Annotated in this window: 15 protein-coding genes; 13 read left to right on the plus strand and 2 right to left on the minus strand. The window is 70.3% G+C overall.

Features of this window, described 5'->3' with window-relative positions; translation table 11 throughout:
- Positions 1–13: 13 nt before the first annotated feature.
- Both ACIP9H_RS31190 and ACIP9H_RS31195 read right to left on the minus strand, forming a co-directional pair.
- Positions 14–514 carry a methylated-DNA--[protein]-cysteine S-methyltransferase gene (locus ACIP9H_RS31190; RefSeq protein WP_401962133.1) on the minus strand — a complete coding sequence of 167 codons (501 nt, stop codon included), beginning with the start codon at positions 512–514 and terminating at the stop codon, positions 14–16.
- Between the two features lie 9 nt (positions 515–523).
- On the minus strand, positions 524–2,023 hold the full coding sequence (locus tag ACIP9H_RS31195; RefSeq protein ID WP_401594389.1) for an AlkA N-terminal domain-containing protein: 1,500 nt from the start codon (positions 2,021–2,023) through the stop codon (positions 524–526).
- A gap of 121 nt (positions 2,024–2,144) precedes the next feature.
- Between ACIP9H_RS31195 and ACIP9H_RS31200 the strand changes: the two genes are divergently transcribed.
- The 13 genes from ACIP9H_RS31200 (at position 2,145) to ACIP9H_RS31260 (ending at position 26,232) form a co-directional block, all read left to right on the plus strand.
- Complete coding sequence (locus ACIP9H_RS31200; RefSeq protein WP_401962137.1) at positions 2,145–2,972, plus strand: isocitrate lyase/phosphoenolpyruvate mutase family protein; 828 nt, start codon at positions 2,145–2,147, stop codon at positions 2,970–2,972.
- Between the two features lie 469 nt (positions 2,973–3,441).
- Positions 3,442–9,075, plus strand: a complete 5,634-nt coding sequence (locus tag ACIP9H_RS31205; RefSeq protein ID WP_401962140.1) for a GH92 family glycosyl hydrolase — start codon at positions 3,442–3,444, stop codon at positions 9,073–9,075.
- A 421-nt stretch (positions 9,076–9,496) separates the two neighbouring features.
- On the plus strand, positions 9,497–12,211 hold the full coding sequence (gene acnA, locus ACIP9H_RS31210; protein ID WP_401594382.1) for an aconitate hydratase AcnA: 2,715 nt from the start codon (positions 9,497–9,499) through the stop codon (positions 12,209–12,211).
- Positions 12,212–12,477: 266 nt separating this feature from the next.
- Complete coding sequence (ngcE, locus tag ACIP9H_RS31215; protein WP_360905853.1) at positions 12,478–13,866, plus strand: N-acetylglucosamine/diacetylchitobiose ABC transporter substrate-binding protein; 1,389 nt, start codon at positions 12,478–12,480, stop codon at positions 13,864–13,866.
- Between the two features lie 100 nt (positions 13,867–13,966).
- Positions 13,967–14,899, plus strand: a complete 933-nt coding sequence (locus ACIP9H_RS31220) for a sugar ABC transporter permease (RefSeq protein ID WP_360905627.1) — start codon at positions 13,967–13,969, stop codon at positions 14,897–14,899.
- 14 nt (positions 14,900–14,913) lie between these two features.
- The gene (locus ACIP9H_RS31225; RefSeq protein ID WP_401594379.1) at positions 14,914–15,846 is read left to right on the plus strand and encodes a carbohydrate ABC transporter permease; all 933 of its coding nucleotides are present in this window, start codon (positions 14,914–14,916) and stop codon (positions 15,844–15,846) included.
- A gap of 213 nt (positions 15,847–16,059) precedes the next feature.
- On the plus strand, positions 16,060–17,256 hold the full coding sequence (locus ACIP9H_RS31230; RefSeq protein ID WP_360905625.1) for an ROK family transcriptional regulator: 1,197 nt from the start codon (positions 16,060–16,062) through the stop codon (positions 17,254–17,256).
- Positions 17,257–17,400: 144 nt separating this feature from the next.
- The gene (locus tag ACIP9H_RS31235; RefSeq protein WP_401594376.1) at positions 17,401–18,507 is read left to right on the plus strand and encodes a sugar ABC transporter substrate-binding protein; all 1,107 of its coding nucleotides are present in this window, start codon (positions 17,401–17,403) and stop codon (positions 18,505–18,507) included.
- 185 nt (positions 18,508–18,692) lie between these two features.
- Positions 18,693–19,481 carry an ATP-binding cassette domain-containing protein gene (locus tag ACIP9H_RS31240; protein ID WP_360905623.1) on the plus strand — a complete coding sequence of 263 codons (789 nt, stop codon included), beginning with the start codon at positions 18,693–18,695 and terminating at the stop codon, positions 19,479–19,481.
- A complete protein-coding gene (locus tag ACIP9H_RS31245) occupies positions 19,478–20,782 on the plus strand; it encodes a sugar ABC transporter permease (RefSeq protein WP_401594372.1) in 1,305 nt (434 codons plus the stop codon). Before ACIP9H_RS31240 ends, ACIP9H_RS31245 begins: the two co-directional genes overlap by 4 nt.
- A 136-nt stretch (positions 20,783–20,918) precedes the next feature.
- Complete coding sequence (dxs, locus tag ACIP9H_RS31250; RefSeq protein WP_401594370.1) at positions 20,919–22,868, plus strand: 1-deoxy-D-xylulose-5-phosphate synthase; 1,950 nt, start codon at positions 20,919–20,921, stop codon at positions 22,866–22,868.
- A gap of 136 nt (positions 22,869–23,004) precedes the next feature.
- Positions 23,005–24,540, plus strand: a complete 1,536-nt coding sequence (locus ACIP9H_RS31255; RefSeq protein WP_401962148.1) for an amino acid permease — start codon at positions 23,005–23,007, stop codon at positions 24,538–24,540.
- A gap of 45 nt (positions 24,541–24,585) precedes the next feature.
- The gene (locus tag ACIP9H_RS31260) at positions 24,586–26,232 is read left to right on the plus strand and encodes a glycosyltransferase family 39 protein (protein ID WP_401962151.1); all 1,647 of its coding nucleotides are present in this window, start codon (positions 24,586–24,588) and stop codon (positions 26,230–26,232) included.
- Positions 26,233–26,239: the final 7 nt, after the last annotated feature.

Consider the following 26,239-nt stretch of genomic DNA (forward strand, 5'->3'; position numbering starts at 1 on the left):
GGGCGAGGGTATCTCACATATGAGATGGCAACCCGCGTTCCAGGTCCAGTAGGTACCTCTTGCGGCCCAGTCCGCCCCCGTAACCGGTCAGGCTTCCGGAGGCGCCGACGACCCGGTGGCAGGGCACGACGATGCTGATCGGGTTCCGCCCGTTGGCGAGTCCCACGGCGCGAGAGGAGCCGGGGTTGCCCAGCTCGGCGGCGAGTGTGCCGTACGTCATGACGCTGCCGTACGGGATCTCCCGCAGGGCCGCCCAGACGCGCTGCTGGAACGGGGTGCCGCGCATCGCCAGGGGCAGGTCGAAGTCGGTCAACTCGCCCGCGAAGTAGGCCTCCAGTTGCTCGGTCACCGGTGCGAAAGGGGCCTCCGCGGGGTCGCGGCGCTCGCCGAAGGTCTCGGCCGGCGGCTGGTGCCGGTGCTCGGTCATGTAGAGACCGGACAGGACGCCGTCGGTCGCGACCAGGGTCAGCGGTCCGACCGGGCTGTCGGTCAGGGCGTGTGTGCAAAGGGACATGACGCTTGCTCAGTTCTCGTCGTCGGGAAGGAAGTTGATTGGGTGGTCACCGGTGGCCCACAGGTACTGCACGGCATAGGCCCGCCAGGGCCGCCATGCGGCGGAGCGCCGGACCAGGGCGGCGGGGGTTGTCGGAAGTCCCAGGGAATCCGCCGCGAGCCGTACACCCAAATCGGTGGGGAGGAAGGCGTCGGGGTCGCCGAGCGCGCGCATCGCGACGGCCTCGACCGACCATGGGCCAAAGCCCGGGAGGGCGGCCAGCTGTGCGCGTGCCTTGTCCCAGTCGCTGCCGACGTCCAGGTCGAGCCCGCCGCCGGTGAGCGCGTCCACCAGGCCGGTCAGCGCGGTCCGTCGTGCCCGCGGCATGGCCAGCTGCTCGGGGTCCAGCGAGGCCAGCTCCCAGGGCGACGGGAAGAGGTGGGTGAGGCCGCCGCCGGGGTCGGCCACCGGCTCGCCGTGCGCCGTCACCAGGCGCCCGGCCAGGGTGTGCGCGGCGGCCGTGGACACCTGCTGCCCGAGGACCACGCGCACCGCGAACTCCGCGCCGTCCACCGTGCGCGGCACCCGGCGGCCCGGGCTCCCGTCGACATGGGGGGCGAGCAGCGGGTCCTCGCGGAGCAGCCCGTCGACCGCGACGGGGTCGGCGTCCAGGTCCAGCAGCCACCGGCAGCGGCTGATGGCGTGCGACAGGTCGCGCCAGTCGGTGAGCGACAGCCGGCACCCGATGTGGCCGGCCTCCGGCCGCAGGGCCACGATCCCGTGCCCGTACGGCAGGCGCAGCGTGCGCCGGTACGCGCCGTCCCGCCACTCCTCCACCCCGGGCACCGCGGTCGCGGCCAGGTGCCCGAAGAGATTGCCCGGGGTGAGCGGGGTGCGGTAGGGCAGGCGCAGCGACAGCGTTCCCGATACGTCGGACGGCGGGCCGGACCCCCGGCCGCGGCCGCGCCCGGCCGCCCGTGCGCGCAGCTCGGTCGGCGTGAGGGCGAAGACCTCGCGCACGGTGTCGTTGAAGGTGCGGATGCTGGAGAAGCCGGCGGCGAAGGCGACGTCGCCCATCGGCAGCGCCGAGGTCTCGATGAGCAGCCGGGCGGTCTGCGCCCGCTGCGCCCGGGCCAGTGCCAGCGGCCCCGCGCCGAGCTCGGCGAGCAGCTGCCGTTCCACCTGGCGGGTGCTGTAGCCCAGCCGGCCCGCGAGGCCCGGGACGCCGTCGCGGTCCACGACCCCGTCGGCGATCAGCCGCATCGCGCGGGCGACCAGGTCGGCCCGCTCGTTCCACTGCGGCGAGCCGGGACTGGCGTCCGGGCGGCACCGCTTGCAGGCCCGGAACCCGGCCTGCTGCGCGGCGGCGGCGCTGGGGTAGAAGGTCATGTTCTCCGGCTTCGGCGGGTGCACCGGGCAGCCGGGACGGCAGTAGATACCGGTGGTCAGCACCGCGGTGAAGAACCACCCGTCGAAACGGGAGTCCTTCGACTGCACGGCGCGCACACAGCGCTCGAAGTCCTCATGCACATCACCCAGCATCCGTGCGCCCGGGGCCGAAGGCTAGCGAGATTCCGACATCGAGGGGGCGGGACGTCCATGTCGGAAATCCGCCGGACGGGCACCCCGCGCGCCTGATGGACTGCCCTGCGTGAATCCCGAACTCAAGGCCAAGGCCGAACTGTTCCGCTCGCTCCATGTCCCGGGCCGCCCCCTGCTGCTGGCCAACGCGTGGGACGCCGCGAGCGCCCGCGTCGCCGAGCGCGCGGGCGCCGCCGCCGTCGCCACCACCAGCTCCGGCGTCTCCTGGACGCTCGGCACCGCCGACGGCGACCATGTCGAGCCGTCCCTCGCGCTGGCCCTCACCGCCCGGGTCGCGGCGGCCGTCGCGGTCCCCGTGAGCGCGGACATCGAGGGCGGCTACGCGGCCGACCCCGAGGGCGTCGCCGGCACGGTGCGCGCGGTCCTCGCGGCGGGCGCCGTCGGCGTCAACATCGAGGACTCGTACGACGGCGGCCCGCGGCCGTTGCGCGACCCGGCCGACCAGGCCGCCCGCATCGCCGCCGCGCGCGGCGCCGCCGACGAGGCCGGGGTGCCGCTCTTCGTCCACGCGCGCACCGACACCTTTCTGCGCGGGCCCGGCGACATCGCCGAGACGCTGGAGAGGGCCGCCGCCTACCTGGCCGCCGGCGCCGACGGGATCTTCGTCCCCGGCGTCACCGACCCGGCGCTCGTCGCCGAGCTCGCGGCGGGTATCGACGCGCCCCTCGGCGTCCTCGCCGGCCCGGGCGCGCCCTCCGTCGCGGACCTCGCCGCTGCCGGTGCCGCCCGGGTGAGCCTGGGCAGCGCGGTCGCGGAGGCCGCCTACGCGCTCGTCGACCGGGCGGCCCGCGAGCTGCTGACGACGGGCACCTACGCCGGCCTCGCGGGCGGCATCCCCTGGGGCGAGCTCAACGCCCTGATGCTCCCGGAGGGCTGAGCGGAGGTACGGCCGGGCCCCGGGCCCGGTGGGCCGCGTGCGGTCACGAAGTGCCTGATCAGCGACCGGGAGTGAGTGCGCGCACCGGGCGGACGCCGCGTCGTCCGCCCGGTCGCGCCGGGTGAACGGGGAATGAGAACGCGCTCTTTCGACCAGGTTACGCCATCACCCTTGACAACGTTGTCTGTTAAGGAACAGGCTAACCGCGATCTACCGCCGGGTGTGCCCTTCCACGAGTCCACCATCCCCGTATGGAGCTTCCGCATGGTTCACGGCATACGCCCAGACTCGCCCGATTCCGCACTGCGGTTGCCGCCCCCCGACGGCAACCCGCCCGGCACCCCCGCTCACTGAGGACCCCTGCCCGCGGCAGGCCCGCCGAGTGCCCGTCAGGCGCACTCGCGCCCCCCGCGGCCGCTCCGCCACGCCGGCCAGGTCCCTCGTCCCGACGTGATGCTCACGGCCTCCAATGACGAAAGGTCTCCCCGTGTCACCCTCCTCCTCCGCACGCCATTTGTCCCTGCGAAGATGGATCAGCGCGGCCGCGGTACTGTCGCTGCCCGTGGGAGTGTTCGCCGTCGCGCCCGTCGCGAGCGCAGCGGCTCCTCCCGGCAGCTTCAGCTCCTCGTTCGAGTCGGCCGACCCGCAGCCCGCCGCGAGCACCGTCGAGGTCGACGGCAGCGGCAAGCCGGTCCAGGGGAACCTGAGCGGCGCAAGCTCCACCGGACTGCCCGGCAGCCTGCTGGACCAGGTCAGCGCGGTGACCGCCAGCGCCGAGAACGCGCCGGGCGAGGTCGCCTCGAACCTCAAGGACGCCAATCCGTCGACCAAGTGGCTGGCGTTCGACAAGACCGGCTGGGTGGCCTACCGGCTCGCCAAGCCCGCGGCGGTGGTCAAGTACTCGTTGACCTCCGCGAACGACGCGCCCGGCCGCGACCCCAAGAACTTCACCGTGCAGGGGTCGGACAACGGCGACTCGTGGACCGACCTGGACACCCGGACCGGTGTGACCTTCAGCGGCCGGTTCGCCACCAACACGTACAGCTTCACCAACACGACGGCCTACACGTACTACCGGCTGAACGTGACGGCGAACTCCGGTGACTCGATCACCCAGCTCGCCGACTGGAACATCAGCGACGGCTCGGACGCCCTGCCCCCGGCCACCCCCATGGTCGGCGTCGCCGGCTCCGGCCCGGTCAGCGGCTTCAACATGAAGTCGGGCGCCGGATTCACCGGTGTGGCCTCGCTGCGCTACTCGGGCGGCGCCCGGGTCGACGGCCGCTCCTACGCGACGGACAAGCTGTTCGACGTCAACATCCCGGTCGGGCCGCAGACCCGGCTGTCGTACAAGATCTTCCCCGAGTTCACGGCCAAGGACACCCAGTACCCGTCCACCTACGCCGCCGTCGACCTGCACTTCACCGACGGCACGTACCTGAGCGGGCTCTCCCCCGTGGACCAGCACGGCTACGCGCTCACGGCCGCCGGTCAGGGCGACTCGAAGGTGCTCTACGCCGACCAGTGGAACGCGGTGCAGTCCGACATCGGCGCGGTCGCCAACGGCAAGACGATCGACCGGGTCCTGCTCGCCTACGACGACCCCAAGGCGACCGCCGCGACCCGCTTCCAGGGCTGGCTCGACGACGTCGCCGTGACGGGCACGCCCGCGGCGATCGACGGCTCGAGCCGGACCAACTACGTCGACACCCGCCGCGGCAGCAACGCGTCGGGCTCGTTCTCGCGCGGCAACAACCTGCCGATCTCGGCGGTGCCGAACGGCTTCAACTTCTTCACGCCGGTCACCAACGCCACGTCCAACTCCTGGGAGTACGACTACCAGCAGGGCAACAACGCGGCGAACCTGCCGACGTTGCAGGGACTGGCGATCTCGCACGAGCCCAGCCCGTGGATGGGTGACCGCAACCAGATGTCGGTCATGCCGGTGGCGGCCGGCGGTTCGCTCACCGGGGCGCCCAGCTCCCGTGCGCTCGCCTTCAGCCACACCGACGAGACCGCGCGGCCGGACCTGTACCGGGTCACCACGCAGAGCGGGCTGACCGCGCAGATGTCGCCCACCGACCACGGTGGCATCATGCAGTTCACCTTCCCGTCCGGCGGGAACACCGGAAGCCTCGTCTTCTACAACGGCACGTTCACCATCGGCACGGACGGCACCTTCACCGGCTGGGTGGACAACGGCAGCGGGCTGTCGGCGGGCCGCAGCCGGATGTTCGTGTCCGGTGCCTTCGACCGGGCGCCGACGGCGACCTCCGCGACGTCCGCGACCTTCGACACCTCTGCGAGCCGGCAGGTGACGCTGCGCATCGCGACCTCGTTCATCTCGGTCGACCAGGCGGGCAAGAACCTCGGCTTCGAGGTCACCGGCAAGAGCTTCGACGAGATCCGCGACGCCGCCACCGCGGCGTGGAACGACCGCCTCGGCCGGATCGACGTCAAGGGCGCGACCGAGACGCAGATGGTCACGCTGTACTCGAACCTCTACCGGCTGAACCTGTACCCGAACTCGCAGTCGGAGAACACCGGCACGGCCGCCGCGCCGCGCTGGCAGTACGCGAGCCCGGTGTCGGCGCCGACCGGCACCTCCACCGCCACGCAGACCGGCGCCAAGGTCGTCGACGGCCAGATCTACGTCAACAACGGCTTCTGGGACACCTACCGCACCGTGTGGCCGGCGTACTCGCTGCTCTACCCGGACGTCGCGGCCAGGATCGCCGACGGCTTCGTCCAGCAGTACCGCGACGGCGGATGGATAGCCCGCTGGTCGTCGCCCGGCTACGCCGACCTGATGACCGGCACCAGCTCGAACGTCGCGCTGGCCGAGGCCTACCTCAACGGCGTCAAGGTGCCCGACCCGCTGGCCGCCTACAACGCCGCCGTCAAGGACGCCACCGTCGCGTCGGGACGCAGCGCGGTCGGCCGCAAGGGCATCGAGAACGGCCTGTTCCTCGGGTACACGCCGACCTCCACCGGCGAGTCGGTGTCGTGGGCGCTGGAAGGCTTCATCAACGACTACGGCATCGGCAACATGGGTGCGGCCCTGGCCAAGGACACCTCGGTGCCCAAGGACGACCGCAAGCGCATCAAGGAGGAGTCCGACTACTTCCTGGAGCGCGCCCGCAACTACGTGAACCTCTTCGACAAGGACAGCAAGTTCTTCGAGGGCCGCGACGCCAAGGGCAACTTCCTCACCGCCAACCCGCTGGACTGGGGCAACGCCTACACCGAGACCAACGGCTGGAACTTCGCGTTCACCGCGCAGCAGGACGGCCAGGGACTGGCGAACCTGTACGGCGGCCAGAAGCAACTGGAGCAGAAGCTCGACCAGTTCTTCGCCACCCCGGAGAACGCCGACCACCCGGGCGGCTACGGCGGCACGATCCACGAGATGCTCGAGGCGCAGGCGGTCCGCCTGGGCCAGCTCGGCATGAGCAACCAGCCGTCGCACCACATCCCGTACATGTACGACTACACCGGCGCGCCGTCCAAGACGCAGGCGATCGTCCGCGAGATCCTGCAGCGCCTGTACGTCGGTGACGAGATCGGCCAGGGCTACCCGGGCGACGAGGACAACGGCGAGATGTCGTCGTGGTACGTGCTCAGCTCGCTGGGCATCTACCCGCTCCAGGCCGGCTCCTCCAACTGGGCCATCGGCTCGCCGCAGTTCACCGGGATGACGGTCCACCGCGAGAGCGGGGACATCGTTGTCAACGCGCCGGGCAACAGCACGAAGAACGTCTACGTGCAGAGCGTGAAGGTCAACGGGAAGTCGCAGCGCGGGGTGTCCATCGACTCCTCCGTGCTCGCCAACGGCGGCACGATCGACTTCCAGATGGGTGCGAGCCCGTCGTCCTGGGGCACCGGCAAGAACGACGCCCCGCCGTCGCTGACGCAGGGCACGGACGTGCCCAAGCCGTTCCAGGACACCACCGGTCCGGGCCTCGGCACCGCCACCACCAGTGACGGCCAGGACGCGTCGAAGCTGTTCGACGACTCGTCGACCACGCAGATGACCTTCGCCGGCGACGAGCCCCAGATCGACTGGGTCTTCCGCGGCAGCGGGCAGACGCCGTCGTACTACACGCTCACCTCGGGGGCGAGCCAGGGCGACCCGTCGGACTGGAAGTTCCAGGCCTCCAACGACGGGATCACCTGGACCACGCTCGACTCCCGCCACCGCGAGGTGTTCCCCTCGCGCAACCAGACCCGGGCGTTCAAGATCGGCAACCCGGGCAAGTTCACGCGGTTCCGCCTGGTCGTGAAGGAGACGGCCGGCGCAGCGCAGACCAACCTCGCCGAGGTCGAGCTGCTCGCGGGCGGCGACGTCCAGCTCGGCGGCGGCGACCTCACGGTGACCCCCGCGACCGGCGGCGTGCACGCGACCTCGGGCCTGTCGGTCTCGGCGTCGCTGGCCACCGTCACCGGGGGCACCGCGAGCGGGTACCAGGCCACGGTCGACTGGGGTGACGGCACGCCGGCCACCACGGGCACCGTGACCCTGAGTTCGCGCGGCGTGTACGGCGTCACCGGCACGCACACCTACGCCAAGCCCGGTTACTACCAGGCCGGCGTCACGGTGACCGACGGCAGCGTCCAGGGCGTCGCAACGGTCGGGGCGGACGTGGACTACGCGCCGAGCTCCGGTCTCACCGCGGCCTTCGACAGCCAGTGCATCGGCGACGAGGGCGTCCTCGCCGCCAACTGCGACAGCAAGTCGTGGGCGTACTCGCGCTCCGCCCTCCAGGCGGCCGGCGTGACCCAGGGCCAGGAGCACGGCGTCCCGGGCACCGGGCTGAGCTTCACCCTGCCCGCGGTCCCGGCAGGCCGGCCGGACAACGCGACCGGCAACGGCAGCACCATCGCGCTGGGTCTGCCGGACGACGCGAAGAGCATCTCCTTCATCGGCGTCGGCACGCAGGCCAACCAGAACACCACCGCCACGGCGACGTTCAGCGACGGCAGCATCGCGGCCGTCCCTGTCCAGCTGAGCGACTGGACGCTGGGCGGCAACCCGGGCGGCACGCCGGCCTTCGGCAACATCGTGGTCGCCAAGGCCGCGTACCGGCTGCTCGGCACGAGCCGGGACGGTGCCCAGCCGTTCCTGTTCGCCACCACGCCGTACCAGATCCCCGCGGGCAAGACGCTGGTCTCGGTGACCCTGCCGAAGCAGACCGGCGACGCCGGTTCCGCGGGCCGGATCCACGTGTTCGCCATCGCGCACGACGGCACGCCCGACGCCGCGCTGGTGACCACGGCCCCCAAGGACCGGACGGCCACCGCGGGCGACGCCTTCACGGCGGACCTCGGTTCGGTGACCGGCGGTGTCCCGGGTGCGACGGGCTACCAGGCCCGCGTCCAGTGGGGTGACGGCACGGTTCCCGCCGACGCCGCGGTCGACGCCTCCGGCGCGATCAGCGGGGAGCACACCTATGTGCAGGCGGGCACCTACACGGTGCACGTGACGGCGTGGGACTCGCGGTCGAGTGCCACGAGGACCTTCACCGTGACCGTGGGGACGGCGGATCTCCAGCCGTCGATCTCCGCGTCGTCCGGGGTCCTGGCCGGTGACCCGATCACCGTCAACGGCAGCGGGTTCGCCGCCGGTGAGCGCGTGACCGTCAAGCTGGGCACCAGCCCGGCGCGCACGGTGACGGTCGCGGCCTCGGGGACGGGTGCGGTGCACGCGTCGATCGAGTCGTCCGACGACGCCGAGCCCGGTCGGTACTCCCTCACCGCCGCCGGCACGTCCTCCCGGACGCCGGCGACCGCCACCGTCAAGGTGACGGACGAGGCGGTGGCGCCGGAGTACCGGCCCGAGGTGCTGCTGTCGACGAACTCGGGACCGAGGGCCACGGCGATCACCGTCAACGCCTCCGGGTTCGCGCCCAACGAAGCCGTCGTCATCGGCTTCGGTGACGGCCTGTCCTCCCTCACCGTGCACGCGAACGGTGACGGCGTGATCTCCGGCGTGACCATCAGCGTTCCGGGGACGGCCAAGCCGGGGACGACCGGCGTCACGCTCGCCGGCGACGAGTCGGCGACCCATGTCCGGCTGCGCTTCGAGGTCACCGACCCGAGCTGAGCCGAACAGCAGTGAGACCGCCGGTGGGCGGGGCCGTGACCACGGCCCCGCCCACCGGCGCTTTTGCGCGACGCCCCCGCGGCGCGGCCTGACGGGCGTCCCAGGGGCCTGCGGGCCTCTCCCGGGCCCCGGAGTCCGGGGCGGGCCCGTGGCGCCGTCCGCGGCGGGCTGCCGTCCCTCCAGAGGCCTCGGCGACCGGGCGGGCGGCATGGCGGCCCGTCCGCGACGGTGGCGGGGGCGGCCCAGCGCATGACCGTGCGGCGGTGATGTACTAGAGTTATCTCGACATCGAGATATCTGCCGAGGCGCACCGCTGCCGCCACGGGTAAGGCAACCCTAACTAAGTCTTACCTTAGCGGATCGGCCATGAGTCGAAGCGGCAGCATGCGGTGGTACGCGCAAAGTTACGAAGGAGACTGTCGTGTCGGCGAACAGCTTCGACGCCCGCAGCACCCTGCAGGTGGGCGACGAGTCGTACGAGATCTTCCGGCTGGACAAGGTCGAGGGCTCCGCGCGCCTCCCTTACAGCCTGAAGGTGTTGCTGGAGAACCTGCTCCGCACCGAGGACGGCGCGAACATCACCGCCGCCCACATCCGCGCGCTCGGCGGCTGGGACTCCCAGGCGCAGCCGAGCCAGGAGATCCAGTTCACGCCGGCCCGTGTGATCATGCAGGACTTCACGGGCGTGCCGTGTGTGGTCGACCTCGCCACCATGCGCGAGGCCGTGAAGGAACTGGGCGGCGACCCGTCCCGCATCAACCCCCTGGCGCCCGCCGAGCTGGTCATCGACCACTCCGTGATCGCCGACAAGTTCGGCACCCCGGACTCGTTCGCGCAGAACGTGGAGCTGGAGTACGGCCGGAACAAGGAGCGCTACCAGTTCCTGCGCTGGGGCCAGACCGCGTTCGACGAGTTCAAGGTCGTCCCGCCGGGCACCGGCATCGTCCACCAGGTGAACATCGAGCACCTGGCCCGCACGATCATGGTCCGGGGCGGCCAGGCCTACCCCGACACCCTGGTCGGCACCGACTCGCACACCACCATGGTCAACGGCCTCGGCGTGCTGGGCTGGGGCGTCGGCGGCATCGAGGCCGAGGCCGCGATGCTCGGCCAGCCGGTCTCCATGCTGATCCCGCGCGTCGTGGGCTTCAAGCTGACCGGCGAGCTGCCGACCGGCACCACCGCCACCGACCTGGTGCTGACCATCACCGAGATGCTGCGCAAGCACGGTGTCGTCGGCAAGTTCGTCGAGTTCTACGGCGAGGGCGTCGCCGCCACCTCGCTCGCCAACCGCGCCACGATCGGCAACATGTCGCCGGAGTTCGGCTCCACCGCGGCGATCTTCCCGATCGATGCAGAAACCATTAACTACCTGAAGCTGACGGGTCGTTCGGAGCAGCAGCTCGCTCTCGTCGAGGCGTACGCCAAGGAGCAGGGTCTGTGGCTGGACCCGGCCGCCGAGCCCGACTTCTCCGAGAAGCTGGAGCTCGACCTCTCCACGGTCGTACCCTCCATCGCCGGCCCGAAGCGCCCGCAGGACCGCATCGTCCTCGCGAACGCCGCCGAGCAGTTCAAGAGCGACGTCCGCAACTACGTGGACGACGCCGACGAGGCGGGCAAGGAGTCCTTCCCGGCCTCCGACGCCCCGGCCGCGACCAACGGGGTCCCGTCCCGCCCGACCGTGGTCACCGCCCCCGACGGGTCCACGTACGAGATCGACCACGGCGCCGTCACCGTCGCCGCGATCACCTCGTGCACCAACACCTCGAACCCGTACGTCATGGTCGCCGCCGCGCTGGTGGCCAAGAAGGCGGTCGAGAAGGGCCTGAGCCGCAAGCCGTGGGTCAAGACCACGCTCGCCCCGGGCTCCAAGGTCGTCATGGACTACTACGACCGCGCCGGCCTCACCCCGTACCTCGACAAGATGGGCTTCAACCTCGTCGGCTACGGCTGCACCACCTGCATCGGCAACTCCGGCCCGCTGCCGGACGAGGTCTCCAAGGCCGTCAACGAGCACGACCTGGCGGTCACTTCGGTGCTCTCCGGCAACCGCAACTTCGAGGGCCGGATCAACCCGGACGTCAAGATGAACTACCTGGCGTCCCCGCCGCTGGTCGTCGCGTACGCCATCGCCGGCTCCATGAAGGTGGACATCACCAAGGACGCCATCGGCACCGACACCGAGGGCAAGCCGGTCTACCTCCAGGACATCTGGCCGTCCGAGCAGGAGGTCAACGAGGTCGTCGCCTCCGCGATCGGCCAGGACATGTTCGCCACCTCCTACCAGGACGTGTTCGCCGGCGACGCCCAGTGGCAGTCGCTGCCGATCCCGACCGGCAACACCTTCGAGTGGGACCCGCAGTCGACCTACGTCCGCAAGCCCCCCTACTTCGAGGGCATGAAGCACGAGCCGGACCCGGTCACCGACATCACCGGTGCCCGCGTGCTGGCCAAGCTGGGCGACTCGGTCACCACCGACCACATCTCCCCGGCCGGCGCCATCAAGGCCGACACCCCGGCCGGCCAGTACCTCACCGGGCACGGTGTGGAGCGCCGCGACTTCAACTCCTACGGCTCCCGCCGCGGCAACCACGAGGTCATGATCCGCGGCACCTTCGCCAACATCCGCCTGCGCAACCAGATCGCGCCGGGCACCGAGGGCGGCTACACCCGCGACTTCACCCAGGACGGCGGGCCGGTCGCGTTCATCTACGACGCCTCGCAGAACTACCAGGCCGCCGGCACCCCGCTGGTCATCCTGGCGGGCAAGGAGTACGGTTCCGGCTCCTCGCGCGACTGGGCGGCCAAGGGCACCGCGCTGCTCGGCGTCAAGGCCGTCATCGCCGAGTCCTACGAGCGCATCCACCGCTCGAACCTCATCGGCATGGGCGTTCTGCCGCTGCAGTTCCCCGAGGGCGCCTCGGCGGAGTCGCTGGGCCTCACCGGTGAGGAGACCTTCTCCTTCACCGGCGTCACCGAGCTCAACGAGGGCACCACCCCGCGCACCGTCAAGGTCAGCACCGACACCGGCGTGGAGTTCGACGCCGTGGTGCGGATCGACACCCCTGGCGAGGCGGACTACTACCGCAACGGCGGCATCATGCAGTACGTCCTGCGTTCGCTGATCCGTAAGTAAGGATCAAGACGCACGCAAGGCCACGGTGGGCCCGCATCCCGGCACGGGATGCGGGCCCGCTCGCGTTACCGCGAGGTCTCAACTAGGGAAAGCTGTCCGCCAAACGCGCGTATGACCTTGCCCACTTCACGGGAAGTGGACTATACCTGTGCGCGTCCAGGGGGCCCGCCAACACGGGCTCGCGCGGGGGGAACGGCGGGCGTGTGGCCCGTGCTTGGAAAAAAACTCCGCACTGCCTGGGTCCTGGAGAAGGTGAGGACTTGAGCATGGGATCCGACGTCAACCGGCGCGATCTGATCAAGCGGGCAGCGGCCGTGAGCCTGCTGGCCGCCCCGTCCGCGGGACTGCTGAGCGCGTGCGCGTCCAGCGGTGGCGGCAGCAACGCCCCCGAGAAGGGGGAGAAGTCCAAGGACAATCCGTTCGGCGTGGCCAACGACGCCGCACTCGATGTCGTGATCTTCAAGGGCGGCTACGGCGACGACTACGCCAAGCAGTTCGAGAAGCTCTACCAGAAGAAGTTCTCCGGGGCGAAGGTCAGCCACCTGGGCACCCAGGAGATCACCGGCAAGCTCCAGCCCCGCTTCAACGCCGGCACCCCGCCGGACGTCGTGGACGACTCCGGCGCCGCGCAGATCAAGCTGGACGTCCTCTACAAGAGCGGTCAGCTCACCGACCTCACCCCGCTCCTCGACGCCCCGTACATCGACGACCCGACCAAGAAGGTCCGCGACGTCCTCCAGCCGGGCACCATCGAGACCGGCACCTTTGACGACGGCAAGATGTACCAGCTCTCCTACATCTACACCGTGTGGGGCCTGTGGTACTCCGGCAAGCTCTTCAAGGACAAGGGCTGGACCGCGCCGAAGACCTGGGCCGACTTCATGTCGCTGTCCGCGGAGATCAAGAAGGCCGGCATCGCCCCCTTCTGCCACCAGGGCAAGTACCCGTACTACATCAACATCGTGGTCATGGACCTGATCGCCAAGCAGGGCGGTCCCGACCTGGTGAAGCGGATCGACAGCCTCGACCCGACCGTCTGGGACGAGCCCGCCGCCAAGGCGGCCGTCGAGGCCGTCTACCAGATCCCGGACAAGGGCTTCCTGCTGCCGGGCACCAACGGCATGACCCACATCGAGTCCCAGACCGCCTGGAACGAGGGCAAGGCCGCCTTCATCCCCTGCGGTTCGTGGCTGGAGAACGAGCAACTGAAGGCCACCCCCTCGGACTTCGAGATGACCTTCATGCCGATCCCCTCCCTCGACGGCGACAAGCTGCCCTTTGAGTCGATCCGCGCCGGCGCCGGTGAGCCCTTCATCGTCCCGAAGAAGGCCAGGAACCAGGCCGGCGGCCTGGAGTTCCTGCGGCTGATGCTCACCAAGGAGGGCTCCAGCAAGTTCGCCCAGACCGCGAACTCGCTCACCGTCCTCAAGGACGGCGTCGGCTCCGACGTCGAGCTCCGCCCGGGCACCAAGTCCACCGTGACGGCGCTCAGCGCGGCCGGCACCAACGTCTTCAACTACAACTACCCCAACACGCAGAGCGCCTTCGACACGGACGTGCAGAACGCCAGCGCCGAGCTGATGGCCAAGCGCATCAAGCCGGCCGACTGGCTCAAGCGGGTCAAGGCCGCGGCCGAGAAGGCCAAGAAGGGCTAATCGTCCACCAGCCCTCGCGCACCGGGAGTCCGGCCCCCCTCATGGACGAGGGGGGCCGGGACCCCGGTGCGACGGTCTGTCCGATGGCAGGAGCAGTGCCATGCGATACCGCAAGTACCCCTTCATCGTGGGGTTTCTCTTCTTTCCGCTCGTCCTGTACATCGTCTTCGTGATCTGGCCGTACCTCCAGACCTTCGGCTATTCGCTGACGGACTGGTCGGGTCAGTCGCAGACGATGAACTTCGTCGGTCTGAAGAACTACACGACGCTTTTCACCGACCACGTGTTCCTGCAGGCGCTGCAGCACAACGCGCTGCTGCTCGTGTTCCTGCCGGTGATCACGATCCTGCTGGCGCTGTTCTTCGCCTTCATGCTCAATGTCGGCGGCCGCGGTGGCACGACCGGCGTCCAGGGAATCCGCGGCTCCGCCTTCTACAAGGTGGTGTTCTTCTTCCCCCAGGTGCTGTCGGTCGCCATTCTCATCGTGCTCTTCCAGGCGATCTACCGCAGTGACGGATCCGGCCTGCTGAACGGCGTGCTGATCAAGCTGCACCTGGAGAGCGCACAGAATCCGATCGAGTGGCTGAACAGCCCCGACCTGGTGATCTGGTGCCTGCTGGGCGTGCAGATCTGGGCCGGCGTGGGCTTCTACCTGGTGCTTTTCTCGGCGGCCATGCAGTCCATTCCCAAGGACATCTACGAGGCCGCCCTGCTGGATGGCGCGGGCCGTCTGCAGACGTTCTTCAAGGTGACGCTCCCACTGCTGTGGGACAGCGTGCAGACCGCCTGGGTCTATCTCGCGATCGCCGCGATGGACTTCTTCGCGCTGGCCTCCACCCTCACCCCGGGCTCGAATTTCGGCGGCGGCCCGGACTACCACGGTGAGGTCATGGCGACCTATCTGATGAGGAACTTCCTCACCTTCGGAAAGAGCGGCTACGCCTGCGCCATGGGCGTCGTCATCCTCTTCCTCACCCTGATCCTTTCCGCTATCGCGCTGCGGGCCACCCGCCGCGAGCGCGTCGAATTCTGAGCGGGGCGCATCCCATGGCCACTCCCATCAAGCAGCCCACGCCGGTGCCCCTGATGAACCCGCTGCCGGCGACCGGCCGCAGGGACCCGGACCGGACGCGCTCCGCCGAGGGCGGCACGACGCTCAACGTCTTCTCGCACGGCTTCCTCGTGCTGTGGGGCGTGATGATCCTGCTGCCGCTGGGCTGGATCGTCCTCGGTTCGTTCAAGAACAATTCGGAGATCGGCGCGAGCGCCTGGTCCTGGCCCGCGCACTGGTCCTTCGACGCCTTCTCCCGGGCCTGGGAGAAGGGCATCGGCGAGTTCTTCGTCAACACCGTGATCGTGCTGGTCTTCTCGGTGCCGCTGACGATGCTGCTCGGCGCGATGACGGCGTACGTGCTGGCGCGCTACGAGTTCCCGGGCAACCGGGCCGTCTACTACCTGTTCGTCGGGGGCGCGATGTTCCCGGTGTACCTCGCCCTGGTGCCGCTGTTCTTCATGGTCAACAACCTGGGCATGCTCAACACCTACCAGGGCCTGATCCTGGTCTACATCGCGTACTCGCTGCCGTTCACGGTCTTCTTCATGCACTCGTTCTTCCGGACGCTGCCGACGGCGGTGCACGAGGCGGCGATGATCGACGGCTGCTCGCACACCCGGGCGTTCTTCCAGGTCATGCTGCCCATGGCGAAGCCGGGTCTGATCAGCGTCGGAATCTTCAACGTCCTCGGCCAGTGGAACCAGTACATCCTGCCGATGACCCTCATGCAGCAGCAGAGCAGCAGCGACCCGGACCGCTCGATGCTCGCCCAGGGCCTGGTGAACCTGGCCCAGCAGCAGGGCTACTCCGGCGACTACCCGGCGCTCTTCGCCGGTATGACGGTCGCCATGCTGCCCGTGCTGGTGGTCTACCTCAGCTTCCAGCGCCAGGTCCAGGCCGGCCTGACCGCCGGCACCCTGAAGTAACCGGACCGGCACGCTGCGCTGCCGACCCGTCCGAACCGGAAGCGGTTCCGTCACATGACGGGGCCGCTTCCGGAGTTTTCGGGCATACCGCCAGCTGTGTTGTTCTCCCCCTTGACGGGAAGTAGGCCCAAAGGCTCAAGTTAGAGTTCACATGTTGTAGACGACGGGGTCTCATCGGTGCGGTCCCGTCCGGTCGTCGGGAGTGGGATGGTCGTGGAGACTCCGGGATCGCAGTCGTCGCTGCACCGGGCCAACCTGGAGCGGGTGGTCCGGGCCGTACGCCTGGCGGGCTCGCTGACGCAGGCGGAGATCGCCCGGTCGACGGGGCTGTCCGCGGCAACGGTCTCCAACATCGTTCGTGAACTGAGGGACAGCGGGACGGTCCAGGTCACGCCGACCTCCTCGGGCGGCCGGCGGGCCCGCGCGGTCACCCTGTCCGGCGACGCCGGCATCGTCGTCGGCGTCGACTTCGGCCACTCGCACCTGCGCGTCGCCGTCGGCAACCTCGCCCACCAGGTGCTCGCCGAGCAGTCCGAGCCCTTCGACGTGGACACCGAGGCCTCCGAGGGCTTCGACCGGGCGGAACAGCTGGTGACCCGGCTGATCGAGTCGACCGGCGTCGGGGCGGACAAGGTGATCGGGGTCGGCCTCGGCGTCCCGGGCCCGATCGACGTGGAGACCGGCACCCTGGGCTCCACCGCGATACTGCCGGGCTGGGGCGGCCTCAACCCCCGGCAGGAGCTCGCCGAGCGGCTGGGCATGCCGGTGCAGGTCGACAACGACGCCAACCTCGGCGCGCTGGGCGAACTGGTCTGGGGCAGCGGCCGCGGCGTCAAGGACCTCGCGTACATCAAGGTGGCCAGCGGCGTCGGCGCCGGCCTGGTGATGGACGGCCGGATCTACCGGGGCCCGGGGGGCACCGCGGGCGAGATAGGTCACATCACGCTGGACGAGTCGGGCCCGGTCTGCCGCTGCGGCAACCGGGGTTGCTTGGAGACCTTCACCGCGGCCCGCTATGTTCTGGAGTTGCTGCGCGGCAGTCACGGACCGGACCTCACGCCGGCGCGGATGGTGCAACTGGCACGCGAGGGCGACCCGGGGTGCCGCCGCGTCATCGGCGACGTGGGCCGGCACGTGGGCATGGGGGTGGCGAGTCTGGCCAACCTCCTCAACCCGAGCCGGGTCGTGCTGGGCGGTGACCTCGCCGAGGCCGGTGAGCTGGTCCTGGGGCCCATACGGGAGTCCGTGGCCCGGTACGCGATCCCCAGTGCCGCCCGCCGTCTTTCCGTGGTCTCAGGGGCCCTTGGGGGCCGCGCGGAGGTGCTCGGGGCGCTGGCGCTGGCCCTCAGCGAGGTCGGAGATTCGTCCCTTTTGGACGCTTCTGTACCCCTGGTTGCGGGCGTGTCCTAGGGATCACGCTGCGTTCATCTACATAACGAAACGCACCGTTGCCATCTCGTTAAGTATTAACTTCTTGACGTCAAGTCTGTTGCCGAGTTGACTCACGTCCACCTCGGCCGCAGTGTTGCGGCCCAGTCAGGGAGGCAACCCCACATGAACGCAATGATGCGGCGCGTCGTGATCGGCACCGCGGCTGTTTCGATGGCCCTTTCCGTGGCCGCGTGCGGCAAGGCCGGCGACGACAAGAAGGACGACGCGAGCGGCAGCAGCAGCGCCGGCGGCTCCAAGACCATCGGTCTGCTGCTCCCCGACAGCGTCACGGCGCGGTACGACAAGTTCGACCACCCGCTCTTCGAGGCGAAGGTCAAGGAACTCTGCGCCGACTGCGACGTCCAGTACGCGAACGCCGCGGGCGACGCCGCCAAGCAGGCGCAGCAGGTGAGCACCATGATCACCAAGGGCGTCAAGGTCATCGTGATCAGCTCGCAGGACGCCGCGGCCATCAAGTCCTCCGTGCAGGCCGCTGTCGACAAGGGCATCAAGGTCGTCGCCTACGACCGCCTCGCCCAGGGTCCGGTCTCCGCCTACGTCTCGTTCGACAACGAGAAGGTCGGCGAGCAGCAGGGCCAGGCGCTGCTCGACGCGCTCGGCTCCAAGGCCACGCCGTCGGCGAACGTTGTCATGATCAACGGTGACGACGCCGACCCGAACGCCGCGCTGTTCAAGCAGGGCGCCCACAAGATCCTCGACGGCAAGGTCAAGATTGCCTACGAGCAGAGCGGTCTGTGGAAGGACACCGTCGCCAACCAGAAGGTGACGGCGGCCATCACGCAGCTCGGTGCCAAGAAGATCGCCGGCGTCTACGCCGCGAACGACGGCATGGCCGGCGGCATCGCCACCGCCCTCAAGGGCGCCGGCATCAGCGGCATCCCGCTGACCGGTCAGGACGCCGAGCTCGCGGGCATCCAGCGCATCATCGCGGGCACGCAGTCCAGCACGGTCTACAAGCCGTTCAAGCCGGAGGCCGACGCCGCCGCCCAGCTCGCGGTCAACCTGCTCGAGGGCAAGGACATCACCTCGCTCGCCACGACCACGCTGACCAGCGGCTCCGGCGACAAGGTCCCCTCGCAGCTCGTGCCTTCGGTCTCCGTGACCAAGGCGAACGTGAAGGACACGGTCATCAAGGACGGCCTCTACAGCGCCGCCGAGATCTGCACCGCCGAGTTCGCCAAGGCCTGCACGGCCGCCGGCATCCAGTAGCACGGCCGGCCCTCCCTCCGGAGGCCGCCGCACAGACCTGTTCGGTGCCCGCCCCGTCCACAGACCCCGCTGACGGGGCGGGCACCGGACAGACGCTCTGTTGTCATCATGTAAGGCAGTGCAACTCGCACAAAACTCCGCGCCTGTCCAAGCGCGGCATCCCCGCCGGTCAGGCGGCGAAGGAGATGGTTCACGTGTCCGCTACGCCCGTGCTGGCGTTGCGCGGAGCCTCCAAGCGATTCGGTGCGGTCCAGGCACTCACCGATGTCGACCTGGAGGTTCACGCCGGAGAGGTCGTCGCGCTTGTCGGCGACAACGGCGCAGGTAAGTCCACCCTGGTGAAGACGATCGCCGGTGTGCACCCCATCGATGAGGGCGTCATCGAGTGGGAGGGCAACGCGGTCAGCATCAACCGGCCGCACGACGCCCAGGGTCTGGGCATCGCGACGGTCTACCAGGACCTCGCGCTCTGCGACAACCTGGACGTCGTCGCCAACCTCTACCTCGGCCGGGAGCTCAAGCGCGCCGGTGTGATCGACGAGGTCACGATGGAGAAGCGGTCGCGGGAGCTGCTCAGCACCCTGTCGATCCGCATTCCGAGCGTCCGTATCCCGATCGCGGCCCTGTCGGGTGGTCAGCGGCAGGTCGTCGCCATCGCCCGCGCGCTGATCGGTGACCCCAAGCTGGTGATCCTCGACGAGCCCACCGCGGCCCTCGGCGTGGAGCAGACGGCCCAGGTCCTCGACCTGGTCGAGCGGCTGCGCCAGCGCGGCCTCGCCGTCATCCTCATCAGCCACAACATGGTCGACGTCAAGGCCGTCGCCGACCGCGTCGCCGTGCTGCGTCTCGGCCGCAACAACGGCGTCTTCGACGTCAAGAGCACGTCCCAGGAAGAAATCATCTCCGCCATCACGGGTGCCACGGACAACGCCGTGACCCGCCGTCAGGCGCGGCGCACGGAGGTTGCGAAGTGAGCGACACGTCGAAGACCGTCAAGCCGGAGAACGAGACGGTTGCGTCGGTCGAGGACCCGTCCTCGGCGGCCGTGCCCGTCGTCGACCCGCGACTTCTGGTCCGTGAGGAAGGCTTCAAGGGCTACCTCACGGAGTTCAAGCGCAAGGTGCGCGGCGGTGAACTGGGCTCGCTCCCGGTCATCATCGGCCTGATCATCATCTGGACCATCTTCCAGACCCAGTCCAGCCAGTTCCTCACCGCGGGCAACCTGGCCAACATCGGCTTCTTCCTGGCCGCGACCGGCATGCTGGCCATCGGCCTGGTCTTCGTGCTGCTGCTCGGCGAGATCGACCTGTCGGTGGGCTCCGTCAGCGGTCTGGCCTCGGCGGTCTTCGCCATCTTCGTGACCAAGCACGGGATGGACCCCTGGCTCGCCCTGGTCCTGACCGTCGTGACCGGCGTCCTCATCGGTTCGCTGCACGGCTGGTTCTTCGCGAAGATCGGCGTCCCCGCCTTCGTCGTCACCCTCGCCGGCTTCCTCGGCTGGAACGGCCTGATGCTCCAGCTGCTCGGCGACAGCGGCAGCCTCTCCATCCCGGACAACGGCCCGCTGCACATCCTGGGCCAGCGCTCGTTCTTCCTGGACCAGGACGTCGCGGGTGCCTACCTGCTCGCCGGCCTCGGCACCGTGGCCATGCTCGCGGGCTCGCTGATCGACCAGCGCCGCCGCCGCGCGGCCGAGGTCCCGTTCCGGCCCACCAGTGAGATCGTGCTCCGCGTCGGCGCCCTCGCGGTGGTCTCCTTCGTCGCCGCCTACGTGCTGAACCAGGCGAGCGGCGTGCCGAACGCCCTGGTGGTCTTCCTGGCGGCCCTGGTCATCACCGACTTCGTGCTGCGCCGCACCTCCTACGGCCGCAAGGTCTTCGCGGTCGGTGGCGGTATCGAGGCGGCCCGCCGTGCCGGTATCAACGTCGCGCTGGTCCGCATCTCGGTGTTCGCCATCGCCGGCGGTTTCGCGGCGCTCGGCGGTCTGTTCTTCGCCGCGCAGACCTTCACCGCGACGCTGGGCGCCGGTGGCGGCAACGTCCTGATGCTGGCCATCGCGGCCGCGGTCATCGGTGGCACCAGCCTCTTCGGCGGCCGCGGCAACGTCTGGTCCGCCCTGCTCGGCATGCTGGTCATCCAGTCCATCCAGACCGGTCTGGACCTGCTCAACATGAACACCGCACTGCAGTACATGATCACCGCGGCGGTCCTCCTCGCCGCCGTGGTCATCGACTCGGTGTCCCGCCGGAGCCAGAAGGCGGCCGGCCGCGGCTAGTCCGCACCGCGTACCAGTGGCGTGACGTGCCCGGCGCAGGGAAGATCATCCCAGCGCCGGGCACAGGTGTGTGCGGGGCCCGGAACACGACCACATACACTCGGGAAACCCGGCAAGCGACAGCAAGGAGGCACGGGTGGCGCTGCTGACCCGTATCAAGGGACCGCGCGACCTCGACCGGCTCGCTCCAGAGCAGCTGGTGGAGCTGGCAGGCGAGATCCGTGACTTCCTGGTCGACGAGGTCTCCAAGACCGGTGGGCACCTGGGCCCGAACCTGGGTGTGGTCGAACTGACCATCGCCCTGCACCGCGTCTTCGACTCGCCCAAGGACAAGGTGCTCTGGGACACCGGTCACCAGAGCTACGTCCACAAGCTGCTCACGGGCCGTCAGGACTTCACCAGGCTCAAGGGCAAGGGCGGCCTGTCCGGCTACCCGTCGCGCGCCGAGTCCGAGCACGACGTCATCGAGAACAGCCACGCCTCCACGGTGCTCGGCTGGGCCGACGGCATCGCCAAGGCGAACGAGCTCCTCGGCAAGCGCGACCACACCGTCGCCGTGATCGGTGACGGCGCCCTCACCGGTGGCATGGCCTGGGAGGCGCTGAACAACATCGCCGCCGCCAAGGACCGCCCGCTGGTCATCGTCGTCAACGACAACGAGCGCTCCTACGCGCCGACCATCGGCGGCCTCGCCAACCACCTCGCCACGCTGCGCACCACCGACGGCTACGAGCGCTTCCTCACCCGCACCAAGGAACTGCTCGAGCGCACCCCGGTCATCGGCCAGCCCCTCTACGAGACGCTGCACGGCGCCAAGAAGGGCTTCAAGGACTTCATCGCCCCGCAGGGCATGTTCGAGGACCTGGGCCTGAAGTACGTCGGCCCCATCGACGGCCACGACATCGCCGCCCTGGAGTCCGCGCTTCAGCGGGCCAAGCGCTTCGGCGGACCGGTCATCGTGCACTGCCTCACGGAGAAGGGCCGCGGCTACACCCCGGCCCTGGAGGACGAGGCCGACCGCTTCCACGCCGTCGGCAAGATCCACCCCGACACCGGTCTGCCGATCGCCGCCTCGGGCGCCGACTGGACCTCGGTGTTCGGCGAGGAGATGGTCAAGCTCGGCAAGGAGCGCAAGGACATCGTCGCCATCACGGCCGCGATGCTCCAGCCGGTGGGCCTGGACAAGTTCGCCAAGGCCTTCCCCGACCGCGTGTACGACGTCGGCATCGCCGAGCAGCACGCGGCGGTCTCGGCCGCCGGTCTGGCCACCGGCGGCCTGCACCCGGTCGTCGCGGTCTACGCGACGTTCCTCAACCGGGCCTTCGACCAGGTGCTCATGGACGTCGCGCTGCACAAGTGCGGGGTCACCTTCGTCCTGGACCGCGCGGGCATCACCGGCACCGACGGCGCTTCGCACAACGGCATGTGGGACCTGTCGATCCTCCAGGTCGTGCCCGGCCTGCGGATCGCCGCCCCGCGCGACGCCGACCAGGTCCGCGCCCAGCTGCGTGAGGCCGTCGAGGTCGACGACGCCCCGACCGTGGTGCGCTACTCCAAGGGCGCGGTCGGCCCGGCCGTCAAGGCCGTGGGCCGTGTCGGCGGCATGGACGTGCTGCGCGAGGCGACGCCCAGGACCGACGAGCCGGCGGGGGAGACGGACGCCCCGGCGCACGACGTGCTGCTGGTCTCCGTCGGCGCCCTCGCCCCGATGTGCCTGGAGATCGCCGACCTGCTCGACGCCCAGGGCATCACCACCACCGTCGTCGACCCCCGCTGGGTCAAGCCGGTCGACGCGGAGCTGCCGGGCCTCGCCGCCCGCCACCGCGTCGTGGTGACCGTCGAGGACAACGGCCGCGCCGGCGGCGTCGGCTCCGCGGTCTCCCAGGCGCTGCGCGACGCCAACGTGGACGTTCCGCTGCGGGACTTCGGCATCCCGCAGCAGTTCCTGGACCACGCCGCCCGCAAGGAGGTCATGGCCGAGATCGGCCTGACCGCCCCGGACATCGCCCGTCAGGTGACCGGACTGGTCTCCCGGCTGCAGGGCCGTTACGCCGACGAGCCCACCCCGCAGCCGGCCGGCGACTGAGGCACCACCGGCGACGGGCCGGGCGGCCATCCTTACGGGTGATCGCCCGGCCCGTCTGCGCAGGTGTAGGCGCGCCTGTTCCGGTCACAAGCACCTCCAGGTGCTGTGATGCAGGAACAACCGTGGAGGTGCGCCGGTGGATCTGGGCGATGACGGCGGCAGGACAACCGGAAAGCGGCAGAACAGTTTCTTCCGCACGAAATCGGTCGAACAGTCCCTCAAGGACACCGAGGAACCGGAGCACGCGCTCAAGAAGTCGCTGTCCGCGCTCGACCTGACGGTCTTCGGCGTGGGTGTCGTCATCGGCACCGGCATCTTCGTGCTCACCGGCAAGGTGGCCAAGGACAACGCGGGCCCGTCGGTGGCGCTCGCCTTCGTCGTCTCCGGCATCGTGTGTGCCCTCGCGGCCCTGTGCTACGCGGAGTTCGCCTCCACCCTGCCGGTCGCCGGCTCCGCGTACACCTTCTCCTTCGCCACCCTCGGCGAACTCCCCGCCTGGATCATCGGGTGGGACCTCGTACTGGAACTCGCGCTGGGATGCGCGGTGGTGTCGGTCGGCTGGTCCGGCTACATCCGCTCCCTGATGGAGAACTGGGGCTGGCAGCTGCCGACCGCCCTGTCGGGCAGCACGGACACCGCGTTCCACTTCGACCTGCTGGCCTTCCTGCTGGTCCTCGTGCTGACCGGCATCCTGGTGGCCGGCATGAAGCTCTCGGCCCGTGTCACCTCCGTGATCGTGGCCGTGAAGGTCGCCGTGGTGCTCGTCGTGATCGTCGTGGGCGCGTTCTTCATCAACGCGGGCAACTACAAGCCGTTCATCCCGCCCGCCAAGGAGGTGACCGGCCCGGAGGCCGGTCTCGGGGCGCCCCTCATCCAGTTGATGACCGGCTACCAGCCCGCGCAGTTCGGCGTGATGGGCATCTTCACCGCGGCCGCCGTCGTCTTCTTCGCGTACATCGGCTTCGACATCGTCGCGACCGCCGCCGAGGAGACCCGCAACCCCCAGCGGGACGTGCCCCGCGGCATCCTCGGGTCGCTGCTGATCTGCACGATCCTGTACGTCGCGGTGTCCGTGGTCGTCACCGGCATGCAGAGGTACACCGAACTGTCGGTGGACGCCCCGCTCGCCGACGCGTTCAAGGCGGTCGGCCACCCCTTCTGGGCCGGGCTCATCAGCTTCGGCGCCGCGGTCGGCCTGACGACCGTCTGCATGATCCTGCTGCTCGGCCAGAGCCGGGTGTTCTTCGCGATGAGCCGCGACGGGCTGCTGCCGCGCTTCTTCTCCCGCGTGCACCCCAAGGCGGGCACGCCGTACCGCTCGATCCTGCTGCTCGGCGTCGTCGTCGCGGTCGTCGCCGGCTGCACGAGCATCTCCGAACTGGCCGAGCTGGTGAACATCGGCACGCTCTTCGCGTTCATCGTCGTCGCCATCGGCGTGGTCGTGCTGCGCCGCACCCGCCCCGAACTGCCCCGCGCCTTCCGCACCCCGCTCGTGCCGTGGCTGCCGGCCGTGTCGGTGCTGGCCACCTTCTGGCTGATGCTGAACCTGCCCGCCGAGACCTGGCTGCGGTTCGCGATCTGGATGGCGGCCGGCTTCGTCGTGTACTTCGCCTACGGGCACCGGCACAGCCGGCTGGCGGTGCCGCGGCAGGACCGCCGCGAGGCGGCCTGAGGCGGGCCCGGGGGGCGGCCGCACGCGTGGGGTAGCTTGGGGCGCGTGCCCAGCCGTTCCCGCAACGCCCGACCCGCCGCGCCGGCACGGGCCTTCGCGGGCGACCGGTTCTGGCTGCCGCTCCTCCCGCTGCTGACGCTCCTGGCCGCGCTGGTGCACCTGCCGTCCTTCCTGCGCCCGGTCTGGAACCCCGACGAGGGCTTCCTCGCCACCCAGGCCCGGATGCTGGCGGCGGGCGGCGTCCTGTACGACACCGTGGTCGACCGCAAGCCCCCCTTGCTGCCGTGGCTCTACCAGGGGGCCTTCGCGGTCTTCGGCGACGACTCGCTCCGGCCCCTGCGCTGCGCCGCCGTCGCCGCCCATGTGGTGACGGCCGCGCTGCTCGCCGCCCTCGCCCGCCGCCGCTGGGGCGACCGGTGGGGCGCGGCCGCCGGCGCCGCCTATGTGCTGCTCTCCGTCGGCCTCGCCCCCGAGGACACCCAGGCGGCCAGCTTCGAGGTCTTCACACTGCCCTGGACCGCCGCCGCCGTACTGCTGGCCGACCGGCGGCGGTGGGGACTCGCGGGGCTGGCCGTGGCCGGGGCGGCGCTCACCAAGCAGACGGGGGCGGCGGTGCTGCTGCCCGTCGCCTGGTCGCTCTGGCGGACCGGGCGCGCGGCCCCGTCTTCGTCTTCGTCCTCGGGGCTCCGGCTGCGCACACTGACCCCGTCCTGGGCCGCGGGCCGCGCGGACGGCATGCTGCTGCGCGCGGCGGCCGGCCCCGGCGCCCTGCCGCGCCCGGGGCGCGGAGCTGCCGGCGGCGGAGCCCTCGGCAGGTACGCCGCCGGGACGGCCGGCGCCTGGGGGCGCCTGCTGGCGGGCTGCGCGCTGCCCGTCGCGGTGGTCGCCGCGGCGACCGGGACGCGGCATTTCGTCTTCTGGACGCTCACCGGCTCCAGCACCTACATGTCGCCGCAGGGCGCCTGGCTCCTCGGCGCGGGCCGCGGGCTCGGCAACGCCGCGATCCTGCTGGCCGCCGGTGCCGGTCTGCTGGTGCCCGCGCTGTGGTGGGCGCTGCGCCGGCGGCGCTTCGCCGACGCGGACCTGTGGGTGTGGCTCGTGGGCTCGGTCTGCGCGGTCGTCGCGGGCTTCCAGTTCTACGGCCACTACTACCTGCAACTGCTGCCCCCGCTGGTGCTGATCGGCATCGCGGCGGTGCGCGCGCTGCCCTCGCGGGGGCCGGCCCGCCGCCTCGCCGCCGCCTGGACGCTGCTGGCGGCGGCCGTCTTCACCGCCTGGGGACTCGCCGCGCCGCGCGCCGAACTGGACCACGCCCAGGCGGTCGCCGCGGCGGTCCGCGACCGCAGCGGCCCGCGGGACACCGTCCTGCTGTGGGGCATGCACCCGGAGCAGTACTGGCTCGCCGACCGCGCCCCCGCCTGCCGCTACCTCACCGCCGGCTTCCTCACCAACTTCAGCGGCGGCCGCGGCGGTGCCCGGGTCGGCGCCCGCTATGCCGTCCCGGGCGCCTGGGACGTGCTGCGCGAGGAATTCGCCGGGGCGCCGCCCGCCCTGGTCGTCGACGACTCCCGCGGCGCTCCGTACGGCGCCGCCGCCGTCCCCGAGTTCCGCGACCTCCTCGCGCAGGGCGGCTACACCCGGGTCGGGACCGTGGACGGGGCGGTGCTGTACGCGCGCCGCGGCCGCGGCTAGATCGTTC

The sequence above is a fragment of the Streptomyces sp. NPDC088732 genome (assembly GCF_044751205.1).
Classification (GTDB): Bacteria; Actinomycetota; Actinomycetes; order Streptomycetales; family Streptomycetaceae; genus Actinacidiphila.

Bases quoted from the DNA above. Each gene is read 5' to 3' on its own strand.
- ACIP9H_RS31190 (WP_401962133.1), bottom strand. From the start codon at position 514: ATGTCCCTTTGCACACACGCCCTGACCGACAGCCCGGTCGGACCGCTG.
- ACIP9H_RS31240 (WP_360905623.1), top strand. From the start codon at position 18,693: ATGGTTCACGTGTCCGCTACGCCCGTGCTGGCGTTGCGCGGAGCCTCC.
- ACIP9H_RS31225 (WP_401594379.1), top strand. From the start codon at position 14,914: ATGGCCACTCCCATCAAGCAGCCCACGCCGGTGCCCCTGATGAACCCG.
- ACIP9H_RS31220 (WP_360905627.1), top strand. From the start codon at position 13,967: ATGCGATACCGCAAGTACCCCTTCATCGTGGGGTTTCTCTTCTTTCCG.
- ngcE (WP_360905853.1), top strand. From the start codon at position 12,478: ATGGGATCCGACGTCAACCGGCGCGATCTGATCAAGCGGGCAGCGGCC.
- ACIP9H_RS31205 (WP_401962140.1), top strand. From the start codon at position 3,442: ATGACGAAAGGTCTCCCCGTGTCACCCTCCTCCTCCGCACGCCATTTG.
- ACIP9H_RS31235 (WP_401594376.1), top strand. From the start codon at position 17,401: ATGAACGCAATGATGCGGCGCGTCGTGATCGGCACCGCGGCTGTTTCG.